Origin of the sequence: Streptomyces litchfieldiae (genome assembly GCF_031845365.1) — a bacterium.
Lineage (GTDB): Bacteria > Actinomycetota > Actinomycetes > Streptomycetales > Streptomycetaceae > Streptomyces > Streptomyces litchfieldiae.
Genome location: NZ_JAVREL010000006.1, coordinates 285,636 through 298,989, shown reverse-complemented (window position 1 = coordinate 298,989; position 13,354 = coordinate 285,636). Strand labels below are relative to the sequence as shown.

Sequence of the window (13,354 nt, the reverse complement as noted above, 5' to 3'; positions counted from 1 at the left end):
GAATCCCGGCTCTTCGCCTCAGGACCGCCCGGGCGAGCGCCACCAGGGCCGCGCCGCCGAGAGGTCGCGCAGGGCGTTGGTGACGCAGTGGATCTCACCGCCCACGGTGCCCACCGCGTGCGCGTAGTCCCACTCCTCCACCCAGGCCACCCGGACACCGACGGCCGCCAGGGCCTCCTCGGCGGCACGCTGGAAGACGTCCTCGCCGGTGGCGTCGGCCGGGGCGTGGGGCACCGGTGCGAGGAAGGTGCGGGTGCCGGTCGCCACGCCGTTGGCCACGGCCGGCAGGTGGTTGGCGACGATGTCCTGGCGCGGGTGGCCCGGCACGTCCAGGCGGGTGAAGAGCGCGGGCACCCGGACGATGTCCTCGGCGCTCAGGCCGAGTTCGCGGGTCAGGAGCTCCAGCGCCCGGTCGATGCCCGCCGCCGCCAGCCGGGTGCCGGCCGTCAGCCGCTCGTCGTCGAGCAGGGCGTCCGCGCCGGCCTCGGTGAGCAGGTCACGGCCCAGCTCGGGGTCGGCCACGACGGCGGCCCAGCCGCGTTCGGTGCCGGCGGGCACGAAGGACAGGAACTCGTCGATATGGCCGACGGCCAGCCAGCTCGTGTCCACGGCCAGCGGTTCCTGCTCGTGCTGGGCCTGGAGCAGCCGGGTGAACGTGGCGTCCGGCGCGGCCAGTTCGAGGTTCGAGCCGTACAGCACCCGCCCAGCCGGGAATCGTTCGTCCGGCGGGGCGACCAGGAAGTTGCCGGTCGAGCTGAACGAACCCCACAGCGCGCTGTGTTCGTCGTCGCCCACGCGGTCCGCGTCGTACTGCTGAAGGACGGCCGTGCCCGGGCCGCGCAGCACGGTGAACGCCGAGCGCCCGGCGTCGCGCAGCGGGAAGTCCGCGCTGCTGCCCTCGGGCATCACGTCGGCGGAGCGCAGCAGGACCCGCATGCGGTGCGCGGTGCCGTCGGGGCCGGGGACCGCGAAGTAGCCGGTGATGAACTGGTCGCGCATCCAGCGGTCGCCGCCGGTCGGATACTCCAGCAGGTCGTCGTTGAGCCCGGCCCCGGCCAGCGCCGCGCCAAGCTCCGCGCGGAAGACCTCCTCGCCGTCCTCGACCGGGCGGGCGGGGACCTCCGGGTCGTAGCCGTGGCGCTCGGCGTCCTCAGGCGTGGTGCCGTTGTCGCTGATCACCATCCGGTCGATGGGCAGCAGGTCGTGGGTGAGGATCAGAGGCGCGACGCGCAGCCGGGCCGTGTCGCCGCTGGTCCGGTCGCCGTCGACCACCTCCAAGGTCACGTCGATCAGGCCGTCCCACTCCGCCGGATCGCGCACCAGGTCACGGGCCTCCAGCGCCAGGCGGACGCCGGAGCGCAGTTGTTCCCCGGTGAGCCGGGTGTCCGGGCCGAGTGGCGTGTACTCCCCGTGCCGGTGGAGGAACAGGCGAACGTGCGGCGCGGCGGCCGCGTTCACGGTGATCGTGGCGAACGCGTCCGAGCCCGCCCGTGGCAGCGCGGCCACCCGCAGCGGCGCCAGGTCGAGGGCGTCCAGTGGGCCGTTGACCCGCTCGTCGGACGCGTCGTGGCAGGCGGCCAGTTCGTCGTCGGTGAGCCGGGAGCCGTCTTCGGCGAGGGTCGGGCAACGCCCGGCGCTGTCGTCGAGGTTGGGCATGACCAGCGCGCCCCGGTCGTCGGTCCAGGCGCTCCGCCCCCGCATGTCACCGCCGTTGAGCCGGCCGTCCCGGTTGGTGTCGGCGAACAGGGTGGCGCCCGGTGGCGTGGCGGCCCCGGCGCCGGAGAGCTGAACGACGGCGATGCCCGCGACGGCGGCCGTCGCGGTGGCCGCGGCGGCGACGGCGAGCGGCCGACGCCGAGGTATGCGGCGAGACGTGGTTGCTTGTGACATGGGCGTCAGCCTCTCGGGGCCGGTGCCGGGCGCGGATCGGCACATCGACGGGTATCGCGGCCCGGTCCTCGGCCCTGATCTCTGCCTTTTGGCAGAGGCGGTGCCGGTGGCCGACTCGTAGCCTGACGGGATGCGCATCTCGGTGGTGGCCCGCGGCGGTTTGGCGGCCGGGTCGGCGGTGTGGGCGGTCGTCGCGCTGCCCGTGGCCGGCCCGTTGATCACGCTGCCCGCCGCGCTGGCCGCCGGTTCGGCGCTGCTGCGGCGGTGGGATGTGGGGCCGTCGGCCGCCGTCGTGTCGCTGGCCGCGACCGCCGGCTACCGGGGCCCGGCGGGGAACGAGGTCGGGCCGTGGTGGCTGGTGGAAACCGCCGGGCTGCTGGCGCTGCTGGTGCCGGTCGCCCGGCGCGCCGCCGGTTGGCGCGCGTGGGCGGGGTGCGGGCTGCTGGTCACGGCGGTCGCCGTGCTGCCGCTGCGCATCGGCCCCCGGCTCGAACCGCCGTCGGACGCGGCGGAGTTGGCCGTCATCTGCCTGCTGGCGGCGTTGGCCGGTGTCACCGTCCTGGCGGCCGGGCGATACCTGGGCGCGCTCGACGGGCGGCGGGCGCGGGCGGTGGCGGAGGCGCGCCGCGCGCAACGGCTGGGACTGGCCCGGGACTTGCACGACTTCGTGGCTCACGAGGTGAGCGGGATGCTCGCGCAGGCCCAGGCGGGCCAGGTGGTGAACGCCGGGGACGCGGCGGGGGCGGTCGCGACGCTGCGGCGCATCGAGGAGGCCGGTCTGCGGGCGATGCGGACCCTGGACCGGACCGTGCGGATGCTGGACGCGGAGAGCGCGGGCGGGGCCGACGAGCCCGACGGGCCGGCCCTGACGGCTCTGGCCGCCACGGTGGCGCGCTTCCGGGAGGGCAGTCCGGGCCTGGTGGAGCTGGAACTCGACCCGCGGGTCGGCGAGGTGCCGGCGCTGGCGCACCGGGTGGTGGTGGAGGCCCTGACGAATGTGCGCCGCCACGCGCCCGGGGCGACGGAGGTCCGGGTCGCGGTGCGGCGCGAGGGGGCGGCGTTGACGGTGAGCGTGGTCAACTCCGCGCCGGCCGGCTCCCCCTCCCGGGCCGTCGCACCCGGTGGGGGCCGGGGCTTGGAGGCGCTGCGCCGCGGCCTCGCGGCCCAGGCCGCCACCCTCGCCGCCGGCCCGACCGGGACGGGCGGCTGGCGGACCGCGGCCACCTGGCCGGACGCCTGACCGCCCGACCCGTGAGGATGGACGGCATGGCGATCACGTTGCTGGTGGCGGACGATCAGGAGCTGGTGCGGCACGGGTTCCGGCTGGTGCTGGACGCGCAGCCGGACATGACGGTCGTCGGCGAGGCCGCCGACGGGCTGGCGGCGGTGGAGATGGCCCGCCGGCTGCGGCCGGACGTGGTGCTGGCCGACATCCGGATGCCGGGCCTGGACGGCCTGGAGGTGGTGCGGCGGCTCGCCCCGGACGGCCATCGCGTGGTCGTGGTCACCACCTTCGACGACGACGCCTTTCTCGGCCCGGCGCTGTGCGAGGGGGCCGCCGGGTATCTGCTGAAACGGTCGGGCCCCACGCTGCTGGTCGAGGCGGTGCGGGCAGCGATGGCCGGTGACACCCTCGTCAGTCCGTCGCTGACGGCGCGGCTGCTGCGCGGGCTGCCCCTGCCGGACCCGGCGCCCGTGCCGGACCCCTCCGCCCTCACGGCGCGGGAGACCGACGTTGTGCGGCTGGTCGCCCGGGGGCTCACCAACGCGGAGATCGGCGCCGAGCTGCATGTCACCCAGGGCACGGTCAAGACCCATCTGGCGGCCGTGCAGCGGAAGTTGAACGCCCGGAACCGGGTCGCCGTCGCCGCGTGGGCCTGGGCCTCCGGGCTGGCCCGCCCCTGAGAGCAACGACTGTACCTACTAGTATGTATATTGCTCGCATGAGCACTGCGGACCGCCTCATCGAGAGCACGCGCGAACTGCTGTGGGAACGCGGTTACACCGGCACCAGCCCCAAGGCGATACAGCAGCGGGCCGGGGCCGGGCAGGGCAGCATGTACCACCACTTCACCGGCAAGCCGGACCTCGCGCTCGCCGCGATCCGCCGCACCGCCGAGGAGATGCGCGCCAAGGCGGAGGAGCAGTTCTCCGCCCCCGGGACCGCCGTGGACCGCGTCACCGCGTATCTGCGCCGGGAGCGGGAGGTCCTCAGGGGCTGCCCGATCGGACGTCTCACCCAGGACCCGGACGTCATGGCCGACCCGACGCTTCGGGCGCCGGTCGACGAAACCCTGGCCTGGCTGCGCGAGCGCCTCGCCGGGGTGCTGGCCGAGGGGCGCGAGCGCGGCGAACTGGCTGCCGCGCTGAACCCGGAGGCCGTCGCCTCGACGGTCGTCGCGGTCCTGCAGGGCGGCTACGTGCTGGCCGGCGCCGCCGACTCCGTGGCGCCGTTCGACCAGGCGATCACCGGGGTACTGAGCCTGCTGGCCGCCCACGTCTCCCCCGCCGACGAGTAGAGGGGCCGCCCTTCATGTACGCGAAGCAGTACGAGATCACCCTGCCCGCCGACTACGACATGGCAATCATCCGCAAGCGGGTGGCCGACGGCGGTCATGTCCTCGACGACCGCGCGGGACTGGGCCTGAAAGCGTATGTCATCCGCGAACGCGGCATCGACGGCTCGCCCGTCAACCAGTACGCGCCGTTCTACCTGTGGAACGACGCCGGCGCGATGGCCCACTTCCTCGTCGGTGGCGGCGGATTCCAGAACATCGTCCGGGACTTCGGGCGTCCGGTCGCACGGCACTGGGCCGGCATCGCCTGCCACACGCGCCCCGCCCGCACCTCGCCTCCCCGGGCGGCCTCGCGCCGCCTCACCCCACTGGCCACCGGCCCCGGCGCCGACACCACCGGGTTGGCCCTGGCCGGGCTGATCGAGCAGGAGGTGGAACAGCTCCGCGAATTCGCCCGGCACGACGACGTCCACACCGCCGCCCTGGCGTTCGACCCCCATCACTGGCATCTGATGCGGTTCGTCCTGTGGCGGGACACCGCGGCACCGGACGCGACGGCCACCGAGCGGTACGAGGTGCTGCACCTGTCCTCCCCCGGCCTGGCGGGGCTGCCGGAGGGACGCGCCTGGTCGCACGGAAAACCGATGGGCTTGTGCGTACGACGGGACGTACCTTGCCCCGGGAAATCAGCCGGAGGAGGACCGTGACGATGGTGAACGACACCGAACTGCCGCACCTGCGCCGTTGCGTGGAGCTGGCGACCGAGGCGCTGGAGGCCGGAGACGAGCCGTTCGGGTCGGTTCTCGTGGGCGGGGACGGTTCGGTCCTCGCCGAGGACCACAACCGCGTCGCGTCCGGTGACCGCACGCGCCACCCCGAGTTCGCGCTGGCGCGCTGGTCGGCGGCCCACCTGACCCCCGGGGAGCGGGCGACGGCCACCGTCTACACCTCGGGCGAGCACTGCCCGATGTGCGCGGCGGCGCACGCCTGGGTGGGCCTCGGGCGCATTGTGTACGTGGCGTCGTCGGAGCAGTTGTCCTCCTGGCTGGCCGAGTTGGGGGTCCCGGCTCCTCCGGTGCAGACGCTGCCGGTCAACGAGGTCGCGCCGGGCGTGGTGGTCGAAGGGCCGGTGCCGGGCCTGGACGAAGAGGTCCGGGCTCTGCACCGCCGCTTCCATGGGGACACATGACCGCCCGCGCGCGGCGCGGTCAGGCGGCTCCTTCGCCCTCGTCCAGGAGCCGCTGGTAGAAGTCGCGCAGTTCGTCGCCGCCGTTGCGGCGCCAGTCCTCCACGGCGTCGCGGGCGTCGCGGATCGACTTGCGGCCGCGCACCACATCGTCCTCCAGGTCCGGGATGCCGTCGTCGATGTTGGCCAGGCGCGCGGGCTCCTGGACCTGCCGGCCGGCGAAGAGAGCTTCCTTGCCGAAGGGGAAGTTCCGCTGCTGCCAGGCGGTGAAGTCCTCGACGACCTGCGGCAGGTCGGGGAAGGCGAGGAAGCTCCCGGGCGAGCAGATGAAGGTGTAGCTCTCCGGGACGACCTCCGCGTTGCCCTGCTCGGTGCGGACCGGCAGCCCGTCCTCCAGGGTGTAGTGGGTGCCCTCGATGCCGTACTGCCTCAGCCGCTGCTCGACGGTGCCGTAGGGCGCGGCGGCGAAGTTGGCGATTTCGACGGCCGCGCGGACGCGGTCCTCGGGGAGGTCCTTGTTGACGAACGTCCAGATGCTGGAGCCGTTCCGGGACCACAGCACGGGGTCGCCGCCGTCCGCCGCGAAGTAGTCGAAGGCGTTCATGCGGAAGTCGGGGTTCGTCTTCCGCTGCTCGACGGAGGTGGTGTACCAGGCCCCGTCCCCGCCGCTGAGCATGAGGGACTCGCCGGACGCGAACCGGAGCGTGGGGGTCACCGGCGGCGGCCACCGCCTCGGGGTGGACCACCTCCGCCTCGTACAGGCGGCGGGTGAATTCCAGGGCCTCCAGGTACTCCTCGGACTCGATCCGGTTGACCAGCCGGCCGTTCTCCTGCTTCCAGAGGGGGACGACCCCGTACATGATCTGGGCGAACCACTTCATGTCCTCGCAGGCCCACACGTGGTTGCGGGCCGAGGTGATGTCCTTGGCAGAGTCGAGGAGTTCCCAGGCGCTGGTGGGCGAAGTCCAGCCGTTGGCCTCGAAGATGTCCTGCCGGTAGAAGGGGACGACGCCGCCGTAGACGGTCTGGGGCATGGGCAGCCCGCGCAGCGCGCCGCCGAAGACCGCGGGCTGCCAGGCATCGGTGGGAATGGCGGCGAGGTTCGGGAAGTCCAGCACGGCGTCGCCGGAGAGGAACGGGCCGAGGTCGGCGAAGCGGCTGCTGATGGCCTGGGGTATCTGGCCCAGGATGTTCCAGGACGGAACGCACACCAGGTCCGGGATGTCGCTGCCGGCCAGCGTGGCGGCGAGCTTGTCGCCGTACGTGTCACCGGCCTGCGTCTGCCAGTTGACGTGGACGCCGATGCCCTCGTCCATCGCGGTCCAGAAGTCGTTCCCCGCCTGGGGCGGGGTTCCCCACAGCGGCGTCATGACGGTGAACTCCGCGCCGCCGCCCCGGGGCGTCCGCACCGAGACGCCCAGTTCGTCGTCCGGAATCCACCGTGTGTAGCCGGGGCTCGAGCCGTTTTCGCTGGCGATGTCCGGCTCCACCGCGACGTCGGAGGCGCGGAAGGCCGGCAGGATGGACTGGAGTTCGTCCTCGGAGACCCGCCCCACCTGGCCACCGCCGTTCCCCCCGCCGCCGCACGCCGACAGCAGCGGGATGCCGCCGACCGCGGCGGTGGCGACCGCGGTGGAGGTCAGAAAGCTTCTTCGGCTCAGTCCTGAGCGTGAGTTCGGCATGGCGTTCAACAACCCCTAAGACTTACGAAAGTGAACAGGGTCGAGGGGCGGGAATTCGATGCGCGTGCAGGCGCCATCGCCATGGCCGGCGATTCGCGCCCGAGGCTCCGTTGGGTTCAGTGGTCGAGCGGCTCGTAGTCGAACCAGTCGACGTGGACGGTGCCTTCCGCGGCGTACATCCCGATGACGCGGCCGGTGAAGCCGCCGGCGACTTCGGTGGACAAGTAGCGGCCCTCGAGCGTCGCGAGCCCGGCGAACGTGCCATCCGGTTCCTCGACGCCGAGGGTGAGGGAGTCGGGGCCGGTGCGCGCGTCGTTGACGGTCCGGGTGACGGCGGCCTCGATCCCGAGGACCACCGGACCGGCGGACACGGCCCGAGCCGCCACCACGGTGCGCAGCGGGCCGACGCGGGCGAGCACGCGAATCTCGCCGGACGTCGCCTCGATGTCGTAGTGGTGCCGCTCGTCGAGGCGGACGGCCAGGCCGCCGCGTCCCCCGGCCGGGTCGATCATGGCGCGCACTCGGCAGGAGAGGTGCTGCTGGCGCCGGCCGACGAACGTCACATCCGGGTCGTCGAGCGAATTCCCCCGGGCGTGCAGCGTCAGCCAGCCCGCTCGTTCCTTGGTGGTGCAGCTCTGCTCGGGGCGTTGGCGCGGCGAGATCCAGCACGGTGCCAGCTCGCTGAGGTCGAAGTCGTCCCGGACCGGTGCGGCGGGAGCCGGCTGAAGCGGCCAGGGGGGCGCGGGCATGTCGGGCGACAGTTCGCCGACGACCGGCCAGCCGTCGGTCCAGGTCACCGGCGCCAGGAAGGTCTCGCGCCCCAGGACGTGCCAGCCGGGGGTGCCGCCGCGCGCCCGCACCCCGAGCAGCACCATCCACCACGAACCGTCGGGCCCCTGCACCAGATCCGCGTGGCCGGTGTTCTGGATGGGGTGGTCGGTGCCCCGGTGGGTCAGGATCGGGTTGTCCGGGCATGGCTCGAACGGGCCGTTGGGCGTGCGGCCACGGGCGATGGCGACGCCGTGGCACCGCTCAGTGCCACCCTCGGCGATGAGCAGGTACCAGTAGTCACCGATCCGGTACAGGTGCGGCGCCTCGGGGGCCTTGGCGCCGGGAGCGCCGGACCACAGCCGGCGCTGCGGACCGAACGACTCCCCGGTGTACGGGTCGATGCGGATCTGCCCGATCCCGGCGACGGTGCACCAGTAGTTGCCGTCGTCGTCCCGGGCGAGATCCGGGTCGATGCCCTTGACCCCCGGCAGCCGGATCGGGTCGGACCAGGGGCCGGCCGGGTCGGTGGCGGTGACCAGCAGGTTGCCACCGTCGTTCACGTTCGTGGTGATCAGCCAGAACCGGCCGTCGAAATGGCGCAGCGTGGGAGCGTAAATCCCTCCGGAGGACTGGGTTTCGGACGGCAGACGCAGTTGGCTCGGCCGTTCCAGGACGTTGCCGATCTGGTTCCAGTGCACCAGGTCCCGGCTGTGGAAGATGGGCACGCCGGGGAAGTATTCGAAGCTGGAGCACGCGAGGTAGTAGTCCGCGCCGACCTTGCAGACGCTGGGATCGGGGTGGAACCCGGGGAGAACGGGATTCCGGACGGTGTTGCCTGTCGCGGGCATGCTCGACACCCTCATCAGTTCCTTTCCTCGGTGGGATCGCGCAGTGCCGGCGCGGACCTCGTCGTTCGTTGTGCGTCACCCGGCGGGCGGCGCGCCTACACGTCGGTGAACGTGAAGCTCTCCGGTGCCGTGTTGGTGTTGTTCGTGCTGCCGATGAATCCGATGGTCACCGAGCCGCCCGCCGGGATGGTGCGGGAGTAGTCGGCGGGGCGCACGGTGACCGCTGCGCCGGTCTGGGTGTGGTGCCGTTCCACATGTTGTTGATCGTCTGGCCGTCGGGGAAGGAGAACGCGAGCTGCCAGCCGCTGACTTCGGCCGTGCAGGAGCGGATCTCGCCCTGGAAGCCGCCCTGCCACTCGCCGGCGACCCGGTAGGCGACGGTGCACGGCGCGGCCGGACCGTCGGCGGCCATGGTGACGTCGACCGTCGCGGAGCGTGCCGAACGGTTCCCGGCCGCGTCCCTCGCGTAGACGGCGAAGGTGTAGTCCGTGCCGGGCGAAAGACCGGTCAGGGTCACGCCGTTGGTGGTGGCGGCCCTCGTCTCGGCGGTGCCGTTGACGCGCACGATCTTGTAGCCGGTGACGCCCACGTTGTCGGTGGAGGCCGTCCAGGACAGCGCGGCGGTGGTGGCCGTGACGTCCGCGGCGGCCGGGGCGCCGGGGGTGGTCGGCGCCCGGGTGTCGGCCGCGCCGCCGGCCCGCAGTTGCACGACGACGATGGAATAGGCCGGTACCGTCTGGCTGTTCGCGCTGCCCGCCGTGGCCGAGCCGATCGAGGTGGCGTTCTGCAGGTGCGAGTACACGGTCGGGGTGGCCGAGGACGGGGTGAACTCCTCGTAGGACAGGTCGACCGTGGCGTCGTTGGCGGGGTCCTTGTTGATGAGCATGACGTTCAGGTCGCCGTTGGCCTTGCGGACGGCGTGCGCGGCGCTGGAGAGGATGCCGCCGTCGTCGTAGTCGGTGGCGCCCTCGACCTCGGTGATGTTGCTGCAGTCGGTGCCGTTGTGCAGGTTCCACCAGTCGAGGGTGAACGCGCCGTGTTCCATCCAGGTCAGGTACTCGTCCGGCGACACCATCGACTTCGTCATCGTGCACTCCTACCCCGGTGGTGCCAGCGCGGATGAGGCCCTGGACCGGGTCGCCCGGCTGCCCGGCCAGCTCCGCGAGGTCCGCCGCCAGATCGACCGCTATGCCGGGGAGCGCTCGGCCGAGATCGGCATCGCGCTCACCGAGGTCAACTCGAACGTCCAGCAGAACAGCCGCCCCAACGGCCTGTTCGCCGCCGAGGTCTACATGACGGCCCTGGAGAACGGCGTCTTCAACGTCGACTGGTGGAACACCCACAACGGGCCGAACGAGGTGAACACGGTGGACGGCGAGACCGACTTCAACGACGCCGGCCTGCTCTCCAGCGGCGGCTGCATCGGGGACGTCTGCCAGCCGCCGCTCCACACGCCGTTCCACCCCTACTACGGCATCAAGTCCCTGACCAACCTCGGCGGCCTGAGGCCGCCCGTCGGTGATTCCTCCGGCAGGCGCAGATCGAGGAGATGCCCCTCGCTGTGCTCGGGCTCGACCGGGGCATAGGCGATGTCTGTCAGCAGAAGAGTCCCTCCTCATACCAGGCAACCGCTGGCGGCGTTGCCCGGGAATCGTATGGTGCGCCAGGGGCATGGGGCCCGCGAATAACGCGTCGGCCGGCGCACACGGCAGGCGCCGTCTCATGGTTCGCGGTCGGCGGTGTGCGCCGGAATCTTCGTGGTCTCCAGCTCGCGGATGATGCGGGTCAGGTCGGCCGGGGCCGCCGCGAGGCGGATCTGCTTGCCCGCGTCGTCGAGCTCGGCGATGTGCCAGCTTCTGGGGACGGTGTCGCCGTCGCTGCCCCGGGCGCGCCGCACGTTCCTGACGCCGAGCCGCTCCACCGGTATCCGCTTCGCCGCGAACCGGCCCGGGCCCGAGTGCGGTACTACCGCGGGCGGGCCGCTCCCGAGGACGATGTGGGTGCCGAAGCCGTACGGGTTGTAGTCGGTGTGCTCCAGGAAGCGCGCGGCCAGGAACACCTCCCCCTCCCCTTCCTCTCCCATGGACTTCCCGGTCGCTCCGCCCTCTCCGGGCGTACGCACCCGGGTGGCGCGCCAGGCCCGGACGAAGAGTCCCAGCGTGGCCAGCGAGCCCGCGGCCGCCCACGCGATCGGCTGCGGAGAGGTCAGCAGGGTGGTGGGGTGGAGGTAGCAGAGCGGCAGCAACCACAGGGCGGTACCGGCGAGGGCGCCCGCGAACGGAAGGGCCGAGGGGACGACCTCGTCGGCGGGCAGTCGGCGTCCGCGCAGGCGCAACAGCACCAGGGCGCCGGGGTAGCCCGCGGCGAGGGCCAGCGCGGCCGCGATGACGGCCACCTCTCCGGCGCCGGGGACGTGCTCGCGCCACACGTGGCGCTCGCCGGCGACCTCCCGCACATCACCGCGCCAGACGGTGAGTTCGACGGTGTCGCCGGGCCGGAAGCTCTGGGCGGCTTCCCGGGACACCGCGACTCGTTCCAGCGGCCGGCCGTCGGTGAAGTACAGCCAGCTGCTCCGCCTGGCCCGGTTGGACGGGGCGGCCTCGGTCCGCGCGATCACAGCCGACAGGGTGGTCAGGCACTCGCCGAGCTCACCGGCGGGCGTCTCGGCGGCGCACGGGCCGGCCGACTGCCACGCCCGCTCATCCGACGCGACGTTCGGGACCAGCCACGCGGCCCCGCCCGCGCCCCCGAGCAGCAGCACGCACAGGGCCAGCGTCCCGGCCCGGCCATACCCGGCGGTGCGGTAGGTGACGACGGGGACATGGCTCGACTCCGGGGCTCCGTAACGGCGGTGCAGCGCGCGGAGCGCGTTCAGCTTCGCGTCGAAGTCCGGGTCGGCGGCGGACCAGCCGCTGTGCGGCAGGGGCAGGAGCCGCTTCCGCCCGTCTCGCAGCACCAGGCCGACGCGACGGGTCTCCTGCGACCGGTGGACCCGCACGTGTACCCGCAGGTCGGCGATGTCGGGCCATGGCACGCTCCGGCGGCGCGGCAGTGTCCGGACGTGCAGGCCGCGCGCGTCGGCGCTCACCCGGGCGGCGACGCCGCGGAGCGCCGCGAGGCCCATCAGCGCCAGCAGCAGGCCGACACCCAGCCACACGTCCAGCAGTTCGCCCCGGTTCGCCACGCGCACCACGGCCAGACCCGCCCCGGCCGCGCCGAGCACGACGAAGAACCACAGGGTGCGCTCCCAGAAGGGACGGCAGGTGACTTCCCGGACATCGCTCATGCGCGGAATCCTGCCATCGGCCGGTGAGCATGTGCCTGTGTCGGGTGCGGCAACTCCTGGCCGGCAACGCTGCCGACCCAGGGAAGTCAGTCATGGCGGGAACTGACTCGACCCTTTCCGCCTGGTCGCCTTCCTCGACTGCCGGCCGACGTCCGGCCCGGAACGGCGTGGCCGTCGACGACTGACACCGGCGGTCCGGCCCACCGGGATCGGCGGCCGGGCCGGGCCTCACGCGTCGTCCCGGTCCGGCGCCGCGATGTCGAGCACGGCGAGGAAGGCGGTGGCCGCCGGGGTGCGGCTGAAGCTGCTCCAGATGACGTACTCGACGCGGGCGGGCGCGTCCGCGACCTCGATGGTGATGACGCCGGCGAGTTGAGGCGCGTAGGCGGAGGGGAGCATGGCAACACCGAGGTCCTCCCCGACGAGCCGGGCGATGAAGTCCGCGGTGGTCACCTCGAAGGCGACGTCCCGGGTGAGACCGGCGGCCGCGAAGGCCTGGTCGGACTGGGCACGTCCGGCGGTCCCGGCCGGCAGGTCCACGAACACCTCGGTCGAGAGCCTGCGCAGGCCGACCGCTGGCTCTCCGGCGAGTGGATGATCCGGCGCGACCACGGCGACGAGGCGGTCCCGGACGAGTTCGTGGGCGGCGACGCCCTGGGGCCGTGAGGTGGTCGGCAGCCCGAGGAAGGCCACGTCGATGGTTCCTTGCTTGACCTGCTCGACGAGGTCCTCGCTCGCGCCCACCCGCAGGCTGATCCGTACATGCGGGTACTGCCGGCGGAAGTCGCGCAGCGCGCCCGGGATATCGACGGCGGTGACGGTGGGGATCAGGCCCACGGCGAGCCGTCCGCGCACCTCGCCGACAGCCGCGGCGACCTCGGCGGCCGCGCGTTCGGCGGCGTCCAGACACTGGCGGGCGGCCGGGAGGAACGCCTCACCCGCCGGAGTCAGCCGCACCCGGCGGCTGGTGCGCTCGAAAAGTCTCGCGCCGAGTTCCCGTTCCAGACGCGCGATTTGGTGGCTGAGGGCGGACTGGACGATCAGACAGCGTTCGGCGGCCCGGGTGAAGCTGTTCGTCTCGGCGACGGCGACGACGTAGCGCATCTGCTGGAGCTCCATGGATTCATCTTGTATCGCGATCGATGAACTGACAAACATGTGTTGGACTCATTGAT

The 13,354-nt window shown here is 72.8% G+C and carries 12 protein-coding genes and 2 pseudogenes; 7 read left to right on the top strand and 7 right to left on the bottom strand.

All coding sequences use genetic code 11. The features are described 5' to 3' along the window. Window positions 1-18 precede the first annotated feature (18 nt). Window positions 19-1,890, bottom strand: a complete 1,872-nt coding sequence (locus tag RM590_RS13655) for a protein-arginine deiminase family protein (RefSeq protein WP_311704785.1) — start codon at window positions 1,888-1,890, stop codon at window positions 19-21. A gap of 130 nt (window positions 1,891-2,020) precedes the next feature. Here RM590_RS13655 and RM590_RS13650 point away from each other — a divergent pair, with 130 nt between their 5' ends. From RM590_RS13650 to RM590_RS13630, 5 genes are read left to right on the top strand one after another with little or no spacing between them, the layout of a single operon-like run. Continuing rightward, window positions 2,021-3,130, top strand: coding sequence for a sensor histidine kinase (locus RM590_RS13650; protein WP_311704784.1), 1,110 nt, complete (start codon window positions 2,021-2,023; stop codon window positions 3,128-3,130). Window positions 3,131-3,156: 26 nt separating this feature from the next. Beyond that, window positions 3,157-3,795, top strand: coding sequence for a response regulator transcription factor (locus RM590_RS13645; protein WP_311704783.1), 639 nt, complete (start codon window positions 3,157-3,159; stop codon window positions 3,793-3,795). 38 nt (window positions 3,796-3,833) lie between these two features. Continuing rightward, on the top strand, window positions 3,834-4,409 hold the full coding sequence (locus RM590_RS13640) for a TetR/AcrR family transcriptional regulator (RefSeq protein ID WP_311704782.1): 576 nt from the start codon (window positions 3,834-3,836) through the stop codon (window positions 4,407-4,409). A 14-nt stretch (window positions 4,410-4,423) separates the two neighbouring features. Continuing rightward, window positions 4,424-5,113 carry a DUF4865 family protein gene (locus RM590_RS13635; protein WP_311704781.1) on the top strand — a complete coding sequence of 230 codons (690 nt, stop codon included), beginning with the start codon at window positions 4,424-4,426 and terminating at the stop codon, window positions 5,111-5,113. Window positions 5,114-5,115: 2 nt separating this feature from the next. Next, window positions 5,116-5,595 (top strand): nucleoside deaminase, encoded by a 480-nt coding sequence (locus RM590_RS13630; protein ID WP_311704780.1) that lies wholly within the window; start codon window positions 5,116-5,118, stop codon window positions 5,593-5,595. A gap of 19 nt (window positions 5,596-5,614) precedes the next feature. On the opposite strand, the gene RM590_RS13625 is transcribed toward RM590_RS13630, so the two are convergent. Further along, window positions 5,615-6,307, bottom strand: a complete 693-nt coding sequence (locus RM590_RS13625) for a type 2 periplasmic-binding domain-containing protein (protein ID WP_311704779.1) — start codon at window positions 6,305-6,307, stop codon at window positions 5,615-5,617. Window positions 6,308-6,395: 88 nt separating this feature from the next. Next, window positions 6,396-6,908: pseudogene (locus RM590_RS13620) on the bottom strand (extracellular solute-binding protein); the annotation flags it as partial. A 160-nt stretch (window positions 6,909-7,068) separates the two neighbouring features. Between RM590_RS13620 and RM590_RS13615 the strand changes: the two are divergent. Next, window positions 7,069-7,293: a hypothetical protein gene (locus tag RM590_RS13615; protein ID WP_311704778.1), complete on the top strand. Its 225-nt coding sequence runs from the start codon at window positions 7,069-7,071 to the stop codon at window positions 7,291-7,293. Window positions 7,294-7,390: 97 nt separating this feature from the next. On the opposite strand, the gene RM590_RS13610 is transcribed toward RM590_RS13615, so the two are convergent. Together RM590_RS13610 and RM590_RS13605 are read right to left on the bottom strand one after the other, a co-directional pair. Beyond that, the gene (locus RM590_RS13610; protein WP_311704777.1) at window positions 7,391-8,893 is read right to left on the bottom strand and encodes a glycoside hydrolase family 43 protein; all 1,503 of its coding nucleotides are present in this window, start codon (window positions 8,891-8,893) and stop codon (window positions 7,391-7,393) included. Window positions 8,894-8,988: 95 nt separating this feature from the next. After that, a pseudogene (locus tag RM590_RS13605) lies at window positions 8,989-9,779 on the bottom strand (cellulose binding domain-containing protein). 202 nt (window positions 9,780-9,981) lie between these two features. Here RM590_RS13605 and RM590_RS13600 point away from each other — a divergent pair. Then, complete coding sequence (locus RM590_RS13600; protein ID WP_311704776.1) at window positions 9,982-10,479, top strand: hypothetical protein; 498 nt, start codon at window positions 9,982-9,984, stop codon at window positions 10,477-10,479. Between the two features lie 134 nt (window positions 10,480-10,613). Here RM590_RS13600 and RM590_RS13595 read toward each other — a convergent pair whose 3' ends face one another. Next, entirely contained in the window at window positions 10,614-12,179 is a 1,566-nt protein-coding gene (locus RM590_RS13595; protein ID WP_311704775.1) for a PH domain-containing protein, read from the bottom strand. A 228-nt stretch (window positions 12,180-12,407) separates the two neighbouring features. Further along, window positions 12,408-13,298, bottom strand: a complete 891-nt coding sequence (locus RM590_RS13590; RefSeq protein WP_311704774.1) for a LysR family transcriptional regulator — start codon at window positions 13,296-13,298, stop codon at window positions 12,408-12,410. Window positions 13,299-13,354: the final 56 nt, after the last annotated feature.

Coding starts and splice junctions, on each gene's coding strand:
- RM590_RS13655 (WP_311704785.1), bottom strand. CDS start 1,890: ATGTCACAAGCAACCACGTCTCGCCGCATACCTCGGCGTCGGCCGCTC.
- RM590_RS13650 (WP_311704784.1), top strand. CDS start 2,021: ATGCGCATCTCGGTGGTGGCCCGCGGCGGTTTGGCGGCCGGGTCGGCG.
- RM590_RS13645 (WP_311704783.1), top strand. CDS start 3,157: ATGGCGATCACGTTGCTGGTGGCGGACGATCAGGAGCTGGTGCGGCAC.
- RM590_RS13640 (WP_311704782.1), top strand. CDS start 3,834: ATGAGCACTGCGGACCGCCTCATCGAGAGCACGCGCGAACTGCTGTGG.
- RM590_RS13635 (WP_311704781.1), top strand. CDS start 4,424: ATGTACGCGAAGCAGTACGAGATCACCCTGCCCGCCGACTACGACATG.
- RM590_RS13630 (WP_311704780.1), top strand. CDS start 5,116: ATGGTGAACGACACCGAACTGCCGCACCTGCGCCGTTGCGTGGAGCTG.
- RM590_RS13615 (WP_311704778.1), top strand. CDS start 7,069: ATGTCCGGCTCCACCGCGACGTCGGAGGCGCGGAAGGCCGGCAGGATG.
- RM590_RS13610 (WP_311704777.1), bottom strand. CDS start 8,893: ATGCCCGCGACAGGCAACACCGTCCGGAATCCCGTTCTCCCCGGGTTC.
- RM590_RS13595 (WP_311704775.1), bottom strand. CDS start 12,179: ATGAGCGATGTCCGGGAAGTCACCTGCCGTCCCTTCTGGGAGCGCACC.
- RM590_RS13590 (WP_311704774.1), bottom strand. CDS start 13,298: ATGGAGCTCCAGCAGATGCGCTACGTCGTCGCCGTCGCCGAGACGAAC.